Origin of the sequence: Paenibacillus sp. JNUCC32 (assembly GCF_014863545.1) — a bacterium.
Taxonomy (GTDB): domain Bacteria; phylum Bacillota; class Bacilli; order Paenibacillales; family Paenibacillaceae; genus Paenibacillus_AQ; species Paenibacillus_AQ lautus_A.
Map to the genome: position 1 here is coordinate 6894708 of NZ_CP062260.1, position 14234 is coordinate 6908941.

Consider the following 14234-nt stretch of genomic DNA (forward strand, 5'->3'; position numbering starts at 1 on the left):
ACTCGTTCTAAGCCTATATAGTAGGACATTTATCCTTGTTTTGACAATAGTGATTAAGGGCTATATCTACATAAAAAATAAAATCTTGCCGTTATCCTGCAACTGTGATATTCTAATGTCAAATTATAACAGACAACGGAAGCACCGTTCATTGTCCGCGATTTTCGCGGCTTTGACGGTGCTTTTTTTGCGTTGTTACAGAAGAGAGGGATTGGCATGATGATACCGGCCCGACTAGTGCTGGCAGTGCAGGATTCCCGGTATGTCGAACCGCTGCTGAATTATGTGCATGGAAGCTCCTACGGATCGGCCCTGCAGGTGACCGCATTCACCCGCGTAGAATCATTCCTTCATTATATGGACTCGGGGGAGAAGCCGAATTTGGTCGTGGGGGATGCGGATATGCTGGAGAACTGGCTCAGCCAGAGGGAGGCATCGGTTCCATGGATGCTCCTAAGCGAAGGCCATTCAGCGCTTTCTCTTATGGAGGGCTGCGACAGCACCCCCAAATACCAGCCGCTGCCTCAGCTGCTGGACATCATGGTAACCCGTTGCAGGCGAAGCGGGGGAACGCTGGAGAAATTGAATTCGGGATCAACACCGGTGATCGGCATCGTCTCTTCCCTGGGAGGGAGCGGGAAATCAACGATCGCCATGAACATGGCGAAGCAGCTTGGCGTGCTCGGTTTGAGAGTTTTCTATCTCAATTTGGAGAGCGTGAACAGCAGTGCGTTGTTTCCGTCCGGATCCGTCGGCATGGAGGGGAGCTTTTCGCGATTACTGTATGACGTTAAGGCCTCCCAAGAATCGGCTTCCGAGACGGAGCTGTCGATAGCTCCCTATATCATCAGGCATCATGGCTTGAAGTGCGATTCCTTTGAGCCCAGCTTCAACGTTAAGGAAATATCGGAAATGACCGTGGACGATACATCCCTGCTGTTGACCTCCCTGATATCATGCCATCATTACGATGCCATTGTGGTGGATACCGAGGGGGACTCGGGGGAACGATTGCAGGCGGTTCTCGAACAGGCCGGACTGCTGATCTGGGTGCTGTTGGATGATTTGATCAGCATGCATAAGAGCGGCGTATGGCTGGATCAATTGGAGCTTAAGAGCCCCGCCCTGTTCGGAAGCGTGAGGAAACGGAGCCGCTTCATCGTCAACCGGTACACGGGTCAGCTTGTTAACGGGCTTCCCCGCAAGGATATGAGCATAGACGGCGTGCTGCCTTATATACCTTCATGGAAGCAGCTCCATCGGGAAGATCTGCTGTTGTCCTCGCCGATCTATCAAAGGGAGGTATTGAAGCTCTGCCAGCAGCTGCTGGAGGGCTCGGGTATCATGCCGGTTCATGCGGGCGGTGGGAAGTGATGATGGAGGATCCGTTTAAATCGGTTCGGGATCAGGTTCGGTCCGAGCTTGATATGAGTGCGAGCGTTAACAATTCGGAATTGATGGCCCGCATCGAGGAAATGGTGTGGAGAAGACGCGAGCTCATGGAGCTGACCGCAGCCGAGAAGCGGAGGCTGGTGCGGAGGGTATTCGATTCTTTTCGCGGGCTGGATGTGCTTCAGCCTCTGGTGGACGACCCACGGATTACGGAAATTATGATAAACAGCCACCAGGATATATTCATCGAGCAGGACGGCGAGGTCAAGAAGCTGCCGGTCCAATTCGAGTCCCAGAGCCGGCTGGAGGATATCATTCAGAGCATTGTGGGTACGGTAAACCGGGTGGTGAATGAATCGACGCCCATCGTTGACGCGAGATTGAAGGACGGCTCCCGGGTGAATATCGTGCTCCCGCCCATCGCGCTGAAAGGGCCGACCATGACGATCCGCAAGTTTCCGGAATCGCCGATGACGATGGATGATTTGGTTGGAAGGGGAGCGCTGACGGAGGAGGCGGCAGAGCAGCTTCGGATATTGGTCAAGGGCAAGTATAACATTTTTATAGGCGGCGGGACGGGGTCGGGGAAGACGACTTTCCTGAATGCGCTGTCGCAATATATTCCGCCTGATGAACGTGTCATTACGATCGAGGACTCGGCGGAGCTGAAAATCGTGACGGTCCCGAACCTCGTGTCGCTGGAGACCCGGAATGCCAACACGGAAGGCCGGGGGGAGATCGCGATGCGCGATCTGATCCGTTCCTCGCTGCGGATGCGTCCCAATCGGATCGTGGTGGGCGAGGTGCGGGGCAGCGAGGCGCTGGATATGCTGCAGGCCATGAATACAGGGCATGACGGAAGTTTGTCGACGGGGCACGCCAACAGCACGCAGGACATGATCAGCCGTTTGGAGACGATGGTACTGAGCGGTGCGGATCTTCCGATCAGCGTGGTCCGCCAGCAGATTAGCTCGGCGATTGATATATTTGTGCATTTATCCCGGTTAAGGGATCGATCGCGACGCGTAACGGAGATTAGCGAAGTGATTGGAATGAGCGACGGCGAGGTGGTGCTGAACCCGCTGTACCGGTTCCGTGAAACGGGCGAATCGGGCGGCCGGGTGATTGGGCGCCTGGAGCCTTGCGGCAATCCGCTTCAATCGGCGGACAAGCTTCATATGGCCGGGATTACGGCTTGGCCGCTGCAGAAGATGATGGAGGTGACATAAATGAAACGCTCCGGTAGTTCTGCCTGGATGTCCAAAGAGGGCCAAGGCGGCCGAGTGATCAAGAGGAGCAAAATCGCCGGTAAACCCGAGCATGCAGCCGCGGCCCGAACCCACGCCCTTCCGGATTACAGTGTCTATCATCTCTCGATGAGTCACAGAACGGCATGTGTGATCCTTGGCGGCCTTTTGTTTTGCTTCATCGGTTATCTGTTTTATCACAATCTGATATTGTCGCTGCTGCTGGGAGCGGGAGGGCTGATGATCCCTAAATTATGGCGGCGGTTTATGCTGGATCGCAGACGCAGGACGCTGAATCTTCACTTCAAGCAAGCTCTCTATTCCTTGTCCTCGTCCCTGTCGGCCGGCCGCTCCGTGGAGAACGGGTTCAGGGATGCCGTTCAGGACTTGCTGCTGCTGGATCCCGGAGGCAGCAGCGATCTGATCTTCGAACTTAAGGTCATTGTGTCCCGTTTGGAGTACGGCGAGCCTATCGAAGTGGCACTGCAGGATTTTGCAAGAAGGGCGGGGATGGAGGATCTAACGAATTTTGCGGATGTCTTCTCGACTTGCAAACGCACAGGCGGCGATTTGGTCGAAGTCGTGCGCAGAACCTCCTCCGTCATCGGGGAGAAGCTGGATATCCAGCAGGAGATATCCGTGATGATTGCACAGAAGCGGTTCGAATCCAAGGCGCTTCTTGCCGCCCCGTTCCTCCTGCTGCTGTTCATGAATATGACATCCCCCGATTATATGGAGCCCATGTACAGCGGATCGGGGATCATGATCTCTACTCTTGCACTTGCGGCTTTAGGAGGCTGTTTCTTATGGATCACCAAAATGATGGATATCAAGGTGTAAGGAGGGTGAGGGGGGGATGCTGACATGGATGTCCGGCGCGCTGACGGTTCTGCTTGTGGGTGGTTGGGTGGTGCTGAATCGAACGTGCGGCGAACGATACCATCGTCTTGGCAGATTGTCCATGGATGGGCTCAGGCTGCAGCGGTTAGCGCCGCCTGTGTTGTTCCTGCTGGAGCGGGGGAAGGTTCCGATGCGCTTCCCGATTGTATTCTACCGGATGCAGGGCTCCGTTCAGAAGATCCATGGTCTGCGGCACAGCGCGGAAATGACGTTGTTATTTATGGCCGAGGCCCTTGCGTATACATGGCTTATTTTGATCGGCGGCTGCTTGTGGTCGTTGCTGTCCGGGGGCGTAATCGGACTTCTGGCTGGATTCGGATTGGGGGCATTGCTGCCCGTCGCTTTGGTGAAGGATCTCCATAAAAAGGTCACGCTGCGTGAGCAGGATATCGTGATGGAGCTGCCGGAGCTTCTGAACAAGATTGTGCTGCTTGTCGGCGCCGGCGAGACGGTGCAGCGGGCGATCATTCATTGCGTGGAACGGAACAAGGACGAGAGCCATCCCCTGTATGCTGAGCTGAAGAGAATGGTGCTTGAATGGGAGGGAGGCCATCCGTTCCAGCAAGCCTTCGAGCAGTTCAATAAACGGTGCGGCGTTCAGGAAGTATCGATATTTACAACAACCGTCCTGCTTAATTTTCGGCGCGGCGGGAACGACTTTGTCCTGGCACTGCGGGATTTGTCCCGCGTGCTGTGGGAGAAGCGCAAGGCCATTGCAAGAACAAGGGGCGAGCAGGCCTCCTCGAAGCTGGTGCTGCCAATGGTGGTCATCTTCATGATCGTGATTGTTTTGCTCGGAGCGCCTGCATTTATGATGATGAACATGTAGAAGGGACCGGTGTACGAAATATGATGTTAAACATGGCGAAGAATGGTATGAAAGCTTTTTGGAAGGATGAGAAAGGGATCGGAACGCTTGAGATGATCCTGATCCTCGTCGTTATTTTGATTATCGCGCTTATATTTAAAGATCAGATTACGGCCTTGGTGAACAACTTGTTTAAAAACGTGAACAACAAGAGCAAAGAGTTCCTTGAATAATAGGCTCCAGAAAAGATGGAAGGACGATACGGGGAGCTTCACGGTTGAAGCCTCCCTGGTTCTTCCCATCGTGCTGATGGTGACGGTTTTGCTTCTGTTCCTATGCTTGTATATCTATCAGCAGTCCATGCTGGTTCAGGCATCGGCGGCGGCTTCCGAAAGGACCGCGTATATCTGGGACAACAGCCATAAGATCGCTGCCTCGGGATCCGTGGAACAGGGACGCCATGATGCGTTATATTGGCGGTTAACCGACGATAACGTTGTCGGGACCTTATTCGGTTTGGCGGGGGGAGACAGTACGAGGTCGATTACACTGCCGCAAGGGGAGGCTGAGAGCGCAGGGAAATTGCCCGAGCTTAAGATGTCCAAGGGCGGCACGGCCGTGCCTTCCAGCATGGTTGGAGAGATTCGTTATACGAATCAGCTGCTCATACGAAAAGTAACGACGTCGTTAAACGAGCAGGTCTCTCTGACGCCAATCAGCCGAATGCTGGACGATGGCGGCCAGATCGAGGTCAACTCACAATCGATTGTGGTTGATCCCGTTGAATTTATCCGCACGGTGGATTTGATGCGATATTACGGATCGAAGTTTCAAGGCGGGAGAAACGGAACGGATAAGGCAGCCGCAGGGGAAGTTCTACAAAAGTTCGGAGGTTCGCGATAGTCATGACGAAGCATGGGAAAGCGCGGTCTAGTTGGAGAAGGAGAGAGGTGGGCCGATCGTCCGATGGATCTGTATCTGTTTTTTTGATTATCGCCCTGGCAGCCGTATTTATGTTTGTAGCCATATTCATTGATTTCTCGCGTATCGCGGCCATGAAGGTGCAAAGCGAGAGGCTGACAAGAGCAGCCGTACGCTCCGTGATGTCATCCTACGATCCGCAGCTGCAGAAGGAATACGGACTGTATGCCCATGGGGGCACCAGCGGGGATCTCATTATGGGCAACGTGCTGAATGACAGCTTGAACCCGGGAGACCGCAGCGATGCGTTCCGGTTAATGGCGATGGAACTCGATAGCTCGGGGCTTGAATTGCAGCGTCCATTGGGCACTTATGACATCTTCAACCGGCAGATCATCGAGGACATGAAGTATAAAGCGCCGATCGATTTCACTTTGGAATTAGTGGGCAAGTTCAAACCTTTATCGCAGTCCATGAAGGAAGCTTCCAATACGGTCGATGTGCTTAAGAAGCTGCGCAGGCTGTATGACAAGCGGGAAGCGGCGCTGGATGAGATGCTGGCAAAGCAGCGCAAGGCAGGAGAGCATGCGATCCGGCTATCGAAGCTGGTCATGGATCCGCCTGGACAACCGATCAACGATACTTCGCTCGGGGGCAGCATCCAAACCGCTGCCGACGGGGCATCGCAGTATGAGGATTATAAAGATAAACAACAGGAGGACGCGGACAGGCCCCCAAAAGAGAAACAGTATACGCTTCTGCTCATGGCTTACCGGAGCGGAATGTCTTCCATCGGCTCGCAGATATCGAGAGAGGCCGAACGGTTTCAGCGCGAGAATGACAAGCTCCTAGCGGACGCGCAGCAATTATGGGAGGAAGCCAGGAGTTTGAACGAGGAGATGAAGCAGGTCATCAAGGAATCCGAGAACCGTTCATCTAATGCGGGGTATGACCAAGTGACGAATGACATAACGCCGGGGTCAGCCGATTCCTCCGGGTCGGAAGCGGAGATGATCCAATCCATTCGGAAGCAAGCGGACAAGTTAATTCATGGCGATGTCTTCTTAAACGGCTTTCGGCAAGAAATTGACAACCAGGAGCGTCGTTATCAACAGGTTGTCCGAGCTGTGGCCGCGCTACAGTCTTCATTGGGCGGGGAGGGGATGAAGGGAGCCGTGATCGGAGCTAGCCGCGAATTGCAGAATTACATTTCTAATTATGGGGTATCAGGCAGCGGAAATATCATGGATCGGCAGCAGGCGGCATTGGAGCAGTTTCGCACATCGGATAAGGAACGGAAGGCGATGGAGAAGCTGGCCAATCAGAAGCTGAAGCAGGCATCCAAAGCCATCGAGGCGATCAACGGGCTGAATGGGCAGAATCAAGCCATTATGGATGAGTTTCGTGAACTCCAGCAGTACTATGACGAAAGCCTTCAATTTAATGCGGAAGCAGACAGCATGAGTAAGGGAAAGCCGCTGGACGACGATCCGTATGATGCCGGCAAACAAGCAATGGATAACATGGACGGCATGTTTGGATTTATGGGGAACGTGCTTGGCGGTGTTAGGGACGAACTGTTTCAGAATGAGTACGCCGTTCATTATTATCAGCATTTCGATGTCGGGAACTTATCCGGAATCGTTGACGGGTCCAGCACGGGAGAGGAGATAGTGCAGGAGTTCGCTATCGGGAATCAGGAAGTGGAATATATTCTGTACGGATTCCACAACCCCGCCGGGAATATTTCGGCGGCTTATGCAGAAATCTTCGCTTCCAGGCTCGCGATTCGGACGATGGAAGGATTCGTCGTCAACAGCAAATTAGGAAATCCGTTGGCGGTTTTGGCGGCAGCCATCCTGTATGGGATCGAGAAGGCTATCGAGGATATGATCCAGCTGTGTCAGAAGGGAAGCGTTCAGCTTTCCAAGTATGTACCCGTTGAGCTTACCTACAGGGATCATTTACGAATATTTTTGTTTATTCACAGCAATAACGAGAAGAAGTTATCACGCATGCTGGCGCTGATACGATTAAACACCGGCATCAATCCTGCGGAGCGATTTACTTACGCTTCAGGGGAAGTTAGGACGGCCATGCGTTTATGGTTTCTTCCGGGAGTGACGAAGTCGATCGGCGTTGCATTCGGAAGCGACGGGGATGAAGTTCAAGGAAGTCGGTACTTGGTCAAGCGCAAGGCGGATTTTTCCTATTAGGATTAGGGGTTACTTGAATGAAATGTTTATCGGTATTACGAAAGCCTTTGCGTAAGAGCAGAGCGTCGGCGGAGCAAGGAAGCATGGTCGTGGAAGCTGCGCTTGTGCTGCCGATGTTTATGTTTTTTGTCATTTTTCTCATATATATCGTGCAGATGACGTTGATATCGACGGCGCTCCAAAGCACCGTTTCCGATACCGTCAAAACCGCAGCGGCCCATATGTATCCTGTTTCTCTAGCCGTGCAGGCGAATGCAGGCGGTAACGGAACAAGCGAAGGCACGCCCAGCACGTCCCATTGGGAAATACCCAAATTGTCGCTGTCCGATTGGGTTTCGAATTATAGCGACTCGCTTCCTTCTCCTGCTAAGGAGTGGATCACGGAAGCTGTCGCTTCAGGTGAGGAGCCTCTGCAGCAGCTTAAGAACCAAACCGTGGAAGCCGTACTCGACCCCGTGGTTAAGCCGATGATGAAGCCGTTCATGCCTGACCGCCTTCTGGATTATGACCGAATCCATGTGTCGAATGTTCACATACCCAATTTGAAGAGCGGCACGAGTCCTTATTTTGGCATTGAGGTGAATTATGCCCTTCCAATCCGGGTTCCTTTCTTGAACAAACGCATCGTGCTGCAAGCGAAGGCCAAGGAGAGGCTGTGGATTGGAGACACCGGAGAAGGCGGGGGCGATTCGGGGAACGGGGACGGCTCGGAGAACGGAGCCATTGAGCTGTTGGAGAAGCCGAATCCGGCCGTCGCAAGCAAGCAGGCTAAGGTAAAGGTGAAAGTAGAGCCAGGGGCCAGCGCTCAATTATCAGTCTATTATAAGAGCGGCCAGAGCACGGCTAAATATTTGGGTTGGAAGACCGCGGATGATAATGGCTATATCGATTGGGAATGGAACGTGGGATTTAATACAACGCCGGGGACTTGGCTGTTCGTGGTTGAGACGGCCGACGGGCAGCGGATCGAGGTGCCGTTTACGGTGGTAGCGCGGTCGGGCTCATGAGAGGTTCAAGAGCAAGGTTATGAAATATAGGGTTCTAAAGTAATATCCAATAAAAGTCTTTCCAATAAAAGCAATTCGTTGTGCGTCAATAGTTAAAGTTCTATTCAGACTATTCCTTTGAATAGTCGCGCAGGGGAGGTTGATGGGTGTGGCCGTTGCCTTTGGTATTTGTGCCGTTTATCTGATTGCGGCCTTTATTACAGACCTTCGTTCCATGAAGATACCGAATGCTCTAACCGTATCGGCTATGCTGTCCGGTCCGATCTTTCATGGCGCTCTGGACGGATGGGAAGGCCTGCTCTTTTCTTTGAAGGGTCTTGGAGCAGGGTTTCTCATCTTGTTGATCATGTATTTTATAGGGGCTGTAGGAGCGGGCGACGTTAAGCTGTTCGGTGGGATCGGCGCCTGGACCGGCTTGTGGTTTACCTTGCAGGGCATTATGTATTCTGTCCTTTTTGCCGGTGCCATCGGTTTGCTCATTCTGCTCTGGCGGCGGGAGACGATGAAGCGAATACGCCATGTCGTTGGCAGTATCGCCGGAGTTTTTGTCATGAAGAGCTGGTTGCCGTGGTGCAACAGCCAGGAGGAGCACTTGCGATTTCCCTTTATGATGGCTGTCCTTCCTGGCATGATCAGCACGTATCTAGTACTGCACATGTAGGAGGCGGCGCTTATGTTCGGATTAAAGGCGGATTTTATGCAGAACGGCGGAACGATCATGGTGCTGGACCGGGATGAAGGGATCCAGTCAACAGAACTGAATCATGTGCAGCTGGGCATGATCCGTTCTTCGAGAATCCCGCACTTTTTGAAGCTGCATATGAAAGAAGTCGATTACAAAGTAACCTTGGAATATGATATCACCGGCAAAAAGATGCTGTCTCAGGCATTGAAGAGCGAGCGCATGACGTTGACCGAGTACTATGGGCTGCTGCTGCAGATCGCTACCGCATTGGAGGACAGCAGGCTGTATATGCTTCAACCCGAGAATTACATACTTCATGAGGATTTTCTGTTTGTTGAAGGCTCCCTGCATCTTGGCACATTATATTTAACCTATGTTCCCCTTGCCGTTAATGAGACAAGCAGTAACCGTCTCCCTGTAACGCTTAAGGAACTTATGACAAGGCTTCTCTTATCGGTCTCGGAGCTGAAAGGAGGAGGGATACAAGCATTGATGACCTTCTGCAGTGAACAGAGCTTCAGTTTGCCGGGACTTAAGCGGCTTGTCATTGAACTGCTTGCAGGAGAAGATGGTGAAAGCGATCAAGCAGGAACGCAAGCGAAGATGGCAGTGCCTGCACATGTGAATGAAAGATTGCCCTATACCGATAATCCCTCAAACAGCAGCGTCTCCAGGACTGCCTTCTCATTTGCAGAGCCGGCTCACAGCCGGAGTGCGGCATTGCAGACGGAGAATGACGGCAACACGGATAAACAGAGTTTAATTCGAAGCCTGACGGAACGTACCAACGAGATGTTTGGGAAAAGCGGCCGAAACGAAGAAGGTAATTCTCACGCCGGTCGCACCCCATCAGGTCTTCCTGCGTGGTCATCTGGCACAGATGATTCAAGTCTTGATGAAGCGGAGCATGGCAGGTCTTCGCCGGTTCGGACTTATATTTTGCTAGGATGTTTGCTCGCCGCAGCGGGAGCTTGGAGAATGTTGTACATGAATCAACCGGGTCCGCTGATGTTGGGGCTATCGGTAGGGATTACGATTCTGCTTGCCGTGATCGCTTGGCTCGGCTACACGGGCAAACTCCGGCTGCTCCCACGGAGAACGGAGGATTGGTCCGGTTCATTGCCCGTGTTTGAATCCACAGAGCTGAGTCCGCAAGAGCATGCCAAGTGGAAGTCCGTCCCGCGTTTTGAGGCAGATCCCTTATCAGGTCTTCTTACGGGAAGACAGGCAGCGGACTCAGGGAAAGCGGCAGAAGCAGAGCTTGGTGAGGGGAATGAGCATTGGAGATGGCAGGTTCCTAAATCTCCATTTAACCTTGAGCGGGATCAGCCTTCAGCGGGATCTTCCGTACAGTCTTTTCGGGACCAGGCTTTTTCGCGTTCTCCTAACGCCGGGGCAGGAGATTCTTATAGGGAAGAAGGGGATTATTATGCCCAGCTGTCCCAACGGACGGAGGTGCTTTCGTCCTCTGGTGGTGGGGGAGCTACCGTGCTGTTAAGTCCAGAGACCGCCGTTCGTCCGCCCGGACACCATTCGGCCAGGGACTATCTTGAGCTTACCGAACCGAATGCAGCCGTCCCGAAGCGAATTGAATTGCATCAGCCCCATTTCATCATCGGCCGCTCTCCCGACGTCGCCCAATTTGTAGCTGAAGGTGTGGGAACTTCACGGGCACATGTCGAGCTCTCTCGCGAAAGCGGTGGATACGTCCTGAAGGATCTGGGTTCCAGAAACGGTACAATGTTGAAGGGAGAATCCATGGTGCCTTATAAAGAATACCCTTTGATGGAAGGGGATGCCTTTATTATTGCCGGATGGACGTTTACCCTGCGCAGGGGGGGATATTAATACGGGATTATTATAGTAGAAGTAAGATTTGCGAAGCCATTATTCTATGAAGTTTAGAGGGAATTCGGATTATTGCAGAAAACCAAAGGTGTACCCTAATTTTTAGAGGGGCCTTTGGTTTTTTATTTTTACTAGATCTATAAAAAACATCTGGTATGATAATTATGGTAAAATGTACCGATTAACTATAATTTTAAGGCGAGATAATAATACTTTAATGAGAGGACAAGAGGATTTTGCATAGGAAAATTAAAAGCAACTTTTTTTACTTGGCTGCAGGAATATATCTAGGTATTGCAATAGTAGCATTTATTCCATGGATTCAGATTGACGCAAAAATTACAGCATATACAAGTATCATCGCATTATTTATAACAATTTATGACTCATCTAAGGTTGGCCTAAAAATAGCTGCTACAGAAGGGGATTCACGCAAGCAAAGAATCCAGTATGTTTTTACGTTAGTTATGAAAGCCTTCATGATAATTTCGCCATTTGCCCTCTTGTACTGGATTAATTATGAGGACGATGAAGCAGTCATAACGAGAATAAGCAATTACGTGACTTTTGCTGCGATTGGGGTTGTATTTTTTACTAGAGGCATGGAATTAAAAAAATCAAGTGAACGATAACTCAAATTAAATCCAGTATTGCAATTCTTTTATCAATCATTAAAAGGAGCAAACATGAAAAAGGACGACTTTGGCAACCGAATGAAGGGTTACGAAAACATTTTTAGACAAACGCTTCCTCAGAGACTTCCAGTGATTATTCGTATAGATGGTTCACATTTCCATACATTTACTCGTGGAATGATAAAACCGTTTGATGAGGTACTAATTCAGGCTTTTTGGGAGACGTGTAAATACTTAGCGCAAAATATTATGGGTTGTAAGTTGATCTACCATCAAAGTGATGAAATATCTATTCTGCTGACCAATTATGATAAGTTAACAACGCAGTCTTGGTTTGAAAATAATCTACAAAAAATGGTTTCAGTGTCTGCTTCAATGGCTACTGCAAAGTTCAATGAGGTTATACAAAAAGCCTTTCCCGACAAGCCGCTCGCCACATTTGATAGCAGAGCTTGGGTACTGCCTCATGATGAGGTAGCGAACTATTTTCTTTGGAGACAGCAGGACGCAACCAAAAACAGCATTTCGATGGTTGCTCAGGCAAGCTTTCCACATAAGGAGTTACAGGGATTAGATGGAAAGAAACTTCAGGACAAGTTATTTCTCGAAAAAGGTGTAAATTGGAACGATCTGCCTATTTGGCAAAAACGCGGAGCGTGCATTACAAAGCAGTACTATAAAAAAGGAGAGGCGCTTCGGAGCAAGTGGGATGTTGATTTTAATACACCGATTTTTAGTCAGAATAGAGAGTACATAAATCAGTACGTTTATTTATCAAAGGATGAAAAATAATGGAGTGTGTCATTTTCATTGGGATTCAAGCTTCTGGAAAATCAACATTTTATAAAGAAAAGTTTTTCAAAACTCATATGAGAATAAACCTTGATATGTTGCGGACAAGGCATCGTGAGAATGTTTTTCTTGAAGCATCAATCAGTACTAGTCTGCCGTTTGTAATTGATAATACGAATCCAACAATGGATGAACGAAAAAAATATATCGAATTAGGTAAAAAACATAGGTATAAGATCGTGGGTTATTACTTTGAACCGAATTATGATTTATCTTATGCACGTAACGAACAGAGACAAGGAAAAGATAAGATTCCTGAGGTTGGAATCAAAAGTACACTGAAGATGTTGCAAACTCCTTACTATGATGAGGGTTTTGATGAATTGTATTTGGTGCGGTCACTTAATGAAGGATTTGAAGTCGAAGAAATGAAAATGAAATGAGTCTTTCAACTTTTTGAATATATCCCCCATAGATAAAGGTTTATTACATAGGATTTAATTTCTGGAGATGAAGGAGAATGATCAATGTGATAAAAAAAGCCTTATTATGGTCACCCTTGTTTGTGGTGTTATGGTTACTGCTTCCGAGCCCATCCCATGCCGCCACTTTATTTGTAAAAGCAAACGTGGAATATGGGCCATTCAAATCGCCCTTCTCTTTGGAAGACCCGATAATGATGAAGGAGGGGAGAGTATTGCTTCCTCTGCGGGAGGTCGGCGATATATTGGGTTTGAAGGTACATTGGAATCAAGGACAGCAAAGGGCGAGTCTGTATGGCGTAAATCTTGAAATGACCCTGCAGCCAGGATCCGATGCTGCTTACGTGAACAATGAAAAGAAAAAACTCCAGACTTCTGCGGAAATCATCAACGGAAAGCTGTACATTCCTCTTCGGTTTGTTGCCGAGACCGCGAGTGAGGAAGTGAGGTGGAAATCCGATACGAAGACGTTGTCTGTTGGCAGCAGTTACGCTATGGGGACAGATAAGGGCATTACATTTTGGCTTAACCGGAAGAATGGTGAATTCTATCAAGCCATCGGAAACAGGACGCCGTCGCTCATTGGAAAATTGGATATCCTGGTAGAGGAGCTGAGACATCTCCAAGTGGAAAGACTGTCCGACAACAGTTCGTACGTGCGACTATATGAAGCAGTAGGGATGTCCGCATTAGGTAAGAGATCCGGCCAGGTTTTTGTGAAGGACGGACAGATCATAAAGGAATCGCACTTTGGATTCATGGGATATTATCCGGATACCAACACGTATAGCCTGTACGATCTGCAAGGAAAAGTATTGTTCACGGATGGCAAGCATGCAGAGTTTCTGAATCATGAAGGAGAAGTGGTGGCTTCATTCGATCTAAGGGAGCTTACTGGAAAAAAAGACGAGGTCTATATGATCGAATACGTTACGGATTCGTACATGATCTTGCGGGAATATGGTACGCAGCATCTGATACTCTATCATCGAATGCGTGAAATCACCGCCTATGTTCATGAGATGCTATCGCTTCCTCTATCAGAGAAAAAATTCCTCGAGGAAGTTGCCTTGGACAGAAATAATGAACCGGACCGTGAGCTTATCATTCGCTTCAATAAACAAGAGGAGAATACGCTTTTGTTCCTATATAAGAGCAAAACAACAGGCCAAGTTGATTTGTATCCCTTCAATTTAGCAGACTTAAAAAACGAATCCCCCTAATCCTCTATAAGAGGACTTGGGGGAAATGACCAAACGGCTTGGTCGTTCATTTAAGACGAGTACCGCCATTCCGTATTA

At 49.8% G+C, this 14234-nt stretch carries 14 protein-coding genes; all 14 read left to right on the forward strand.

The window, feature by feature from the left end:
* Nucleotides 1-216: 216 nt before the first annotated feature.
* Nucleotides 217-1374 carry a P-loop NTPase family protein gene (locus JNUCC32_RS30810; protein WP_192570699.1) on the forward strand — a complete coding sequence of 386 codons (1158 nt, stop codon included), beginning with the start codon at nt 217-219 and terminating at the stop codon, nt 1372-1374.
* The gene (locus JNUCC32_RS30815) at nt 1374-2621 is read left to right on the forward strand and encodes a TadA family conjugal transfer-associated ATPase (protein WP_192570700.1); all 1248 of its coding nucleotides are present in this window, start codon (nt 1374-1376) and stop codon (nt 2619-2621) included. Before JNUCC32_RS30810 ends, JNUCC32_RS30815 begins: the two co-directional genes overlap by 1 nt.
* Complete coding sequence (locus JNUCC32_RS30820; RefSeq protein WP_096776497.1) at nt 2622-3479, forward strand: type II secretion system F family protein; 858 nt, start codon at nt 2622-2624, stop codon at nt 3477-3479. It abuts the gene before it with no gap.
* Nucleotides 3480-3495: 16 nt separating this feature from the next.
* Nucleotides 3496-4368 (forward strand): type II secretion system F family protein, encoded by an 873-nt coding sequence (locus tag JNUCC32_RS30825; protein ID WP_192570701.1) that lies wholly within the window; start codon nt 3496-3498, stop codon nt 4366-4368.
* Between the two features lie 20 nt (nt 4369-4388).
* Entirely contained in the window at nt 4389-4580 is a 192-nt protein-coding gene (locus tag JNUCC32_RS30830) for a Flp1 family type IVb pilin (protein ID WP_015737227.1), read from the forward strand.
* On the forward strand, nt 4573-5250 hold the full coding sequence (locus JNUCC32_RS30835; protein ID WP_096776494.1) for a TadE family protein: 678 nt from the start codon (nt 4573-4575) through the stop codon (nt 5248-5250). The genes JNUCC32_RS30830 and JNUCC32_RS30835 overlap by 8 nt, the downstream gene beginning before the upstream one ends.
* Before the next feature lie 47 nt (nt 5251-5297).
* Complete coding sequence (locus tag JNUCC32_RS30840) at nt 5298-7484, forward strand: SNF7 family protein (RefSeq protein WP_228468851.1); 2187 nt, start codon at nt 5298-5300, stop codon at nt 7482-7484.
* Between the two features lie 83 nt (nt 7485-7567).
* Nucleotides 7568-8491 (forward strand): TadE/TadG family type IV pilus assembly protein, encoded by a 924-nt coding sequence (locus tag JNUCC32_RS30845; protein ID WP_192572760.1) that lies wholly within the window; start codon nt 7568-7570, stop codon nt 8489-8491.
* 148 nt (nt 8492-8639) lie between these two features.
* The gene (locus tag JNUCC32_RS30850; protein WP_192570703.1) at nt 8640-9152 is read left to right on the forward strand and encodes an A24 family peptidase; all 513 of its coding nucleotides are present in this window, start codon (nt 8640-8642) and stop codon (nt 9150-9152) included.
* Nucleotides 9153-9164: 12 nt separating this feature from the next.
* Nucleotides 9165-11024 (forward strand): DUF6382 domain-containing protein, encoded by a 1860-nt coding sequence (locus JNUCC32_RS30855; protein ID WP_192570704.1) that lies wholly within the window; start codon nt 9165-9167, stop codon nt 11022-11024.
* Nucleotides 11025-11260: 236 nt separating this feature from the next.
* Nucleotides 11261-11656 carry a hypothetical protein gene (locus JNUCC32_RS30860; RefSeq protein ID WP_192570705.1) on the forward strand — a complete coding sequence of 132 codons (396 nt, stop codon included), beginning with the start codon at nt 11261-11263 and terminating at the stop codon, nt 11654-11656.
* Nucleotides 11657-11710: 54 nt separating this feature from the next.
* The gene (locus JNUCC32_RS30865; RefSeq protein WP_192570706.1) at nt 11711-12451 is read left to right on the forward strand and encodes a tRNA(His) guanylyltransferase Thg1 family protein; all 741 of its coding nucleotides are present in this window, start codon (nt 11711-11713) and stop codon (nt 12449-12451) included.
* Nucleotides 12451-12894 carry an AAA family ATPase gene (locus JNUCC32_RS30870; protein ID WP_192570707.1) on the forward strand — a complete coding sequence of 148 codons (444 nt, stop codon included), beginning with the start codon at nt 12451-12453 and terminating at the stop codon, nt 12892-12894. The genes JNUCC32_RS30865 and JNUCC32_RS30870 overlap by 1 nt, the downstream gene beginning before the upstream one ends.
* Nucleotides 12895-13148: 254 nt before the next feature.
* Nucleotides 13149-14156, forward strand: coding sequence for a copper amine oxidase N-terminal domain-containing protein (locus JNUCC32_RS30875; RefSeq protein WP_192570708.1), 1008 nt, complete (start codon nt 13149-13151; stop codon nt 14154-14156).
* Nucleotides 14157-14234: the final 78 nt, after the last annotated feature.

Bases quoted from the DNA above. Each gene is read 5' to 3' on its own strand.
- JNUCC32_RS30810 (WP_192570699.1), top strand. From the start codon at position 217: ATGATGATACCGGCCCGACTAGTGCTGGCAGTGCAGGATTCCCGGTAT.
- JNUCC32_RS30815 (WP_192570700.1), top strand. From the start codon at position 1,374: ATGATGGAGGATCCGTTTAAATCGGTTCGGGATCAGGTTCGGTCCGAG.
- JNUCC32_RS30820 (WP_096776497.1), top strand. From the start codon at position 2,622: ATGAAACGCTCCGGTAGTTCTGCCTGGATGTCCAAAGAGGGCCAAGGC.
- JNUCC32_RS30825 (WP_192570701.1), top strand. From the start codon at position 3,496: ATGCTGACATGGATGTCCGGCGCGCTGACGGTTCTGCTTGTGGGTGGT.
- JNUCC32_RS30830 (WP_015737227.1), top strand. From the start codon at position 4,389: ATGATGTTAAACATGGCGAAGAATGGTATGAAAGCTTTTTGGAAGGAT.
- JNUCC32_RS30845 (WP_192572760.1), top strand. From the start codon at position 7,568: ATGGTCGTGGAAGCTGCGCTTGTGCTGCCGATGTTTATGTTTTTTGTC.
- JNUCC32_RS30855 (WP_192570704.1), top strand. From the start codon at position 9,165: ATGTTCGGATTAAAGGCGGATTTTATGCAGAACGGCGGAACGATCATG.
- JNUCC32_RS30865 (WP_192570706.1), top strand. From the start codon at position 11,711: ATGAAAAAGGACGACTTTGGCAACCGAATGAAGGGTTACGAAAACATT.
- JNUCC32_RS30870 (WP_192570707.1), top strand. From the start codon at position 12,451: ATGGAGTGTGTCATTTTCATTGGGATTCAAGCTTCTGGAAAATCAACA.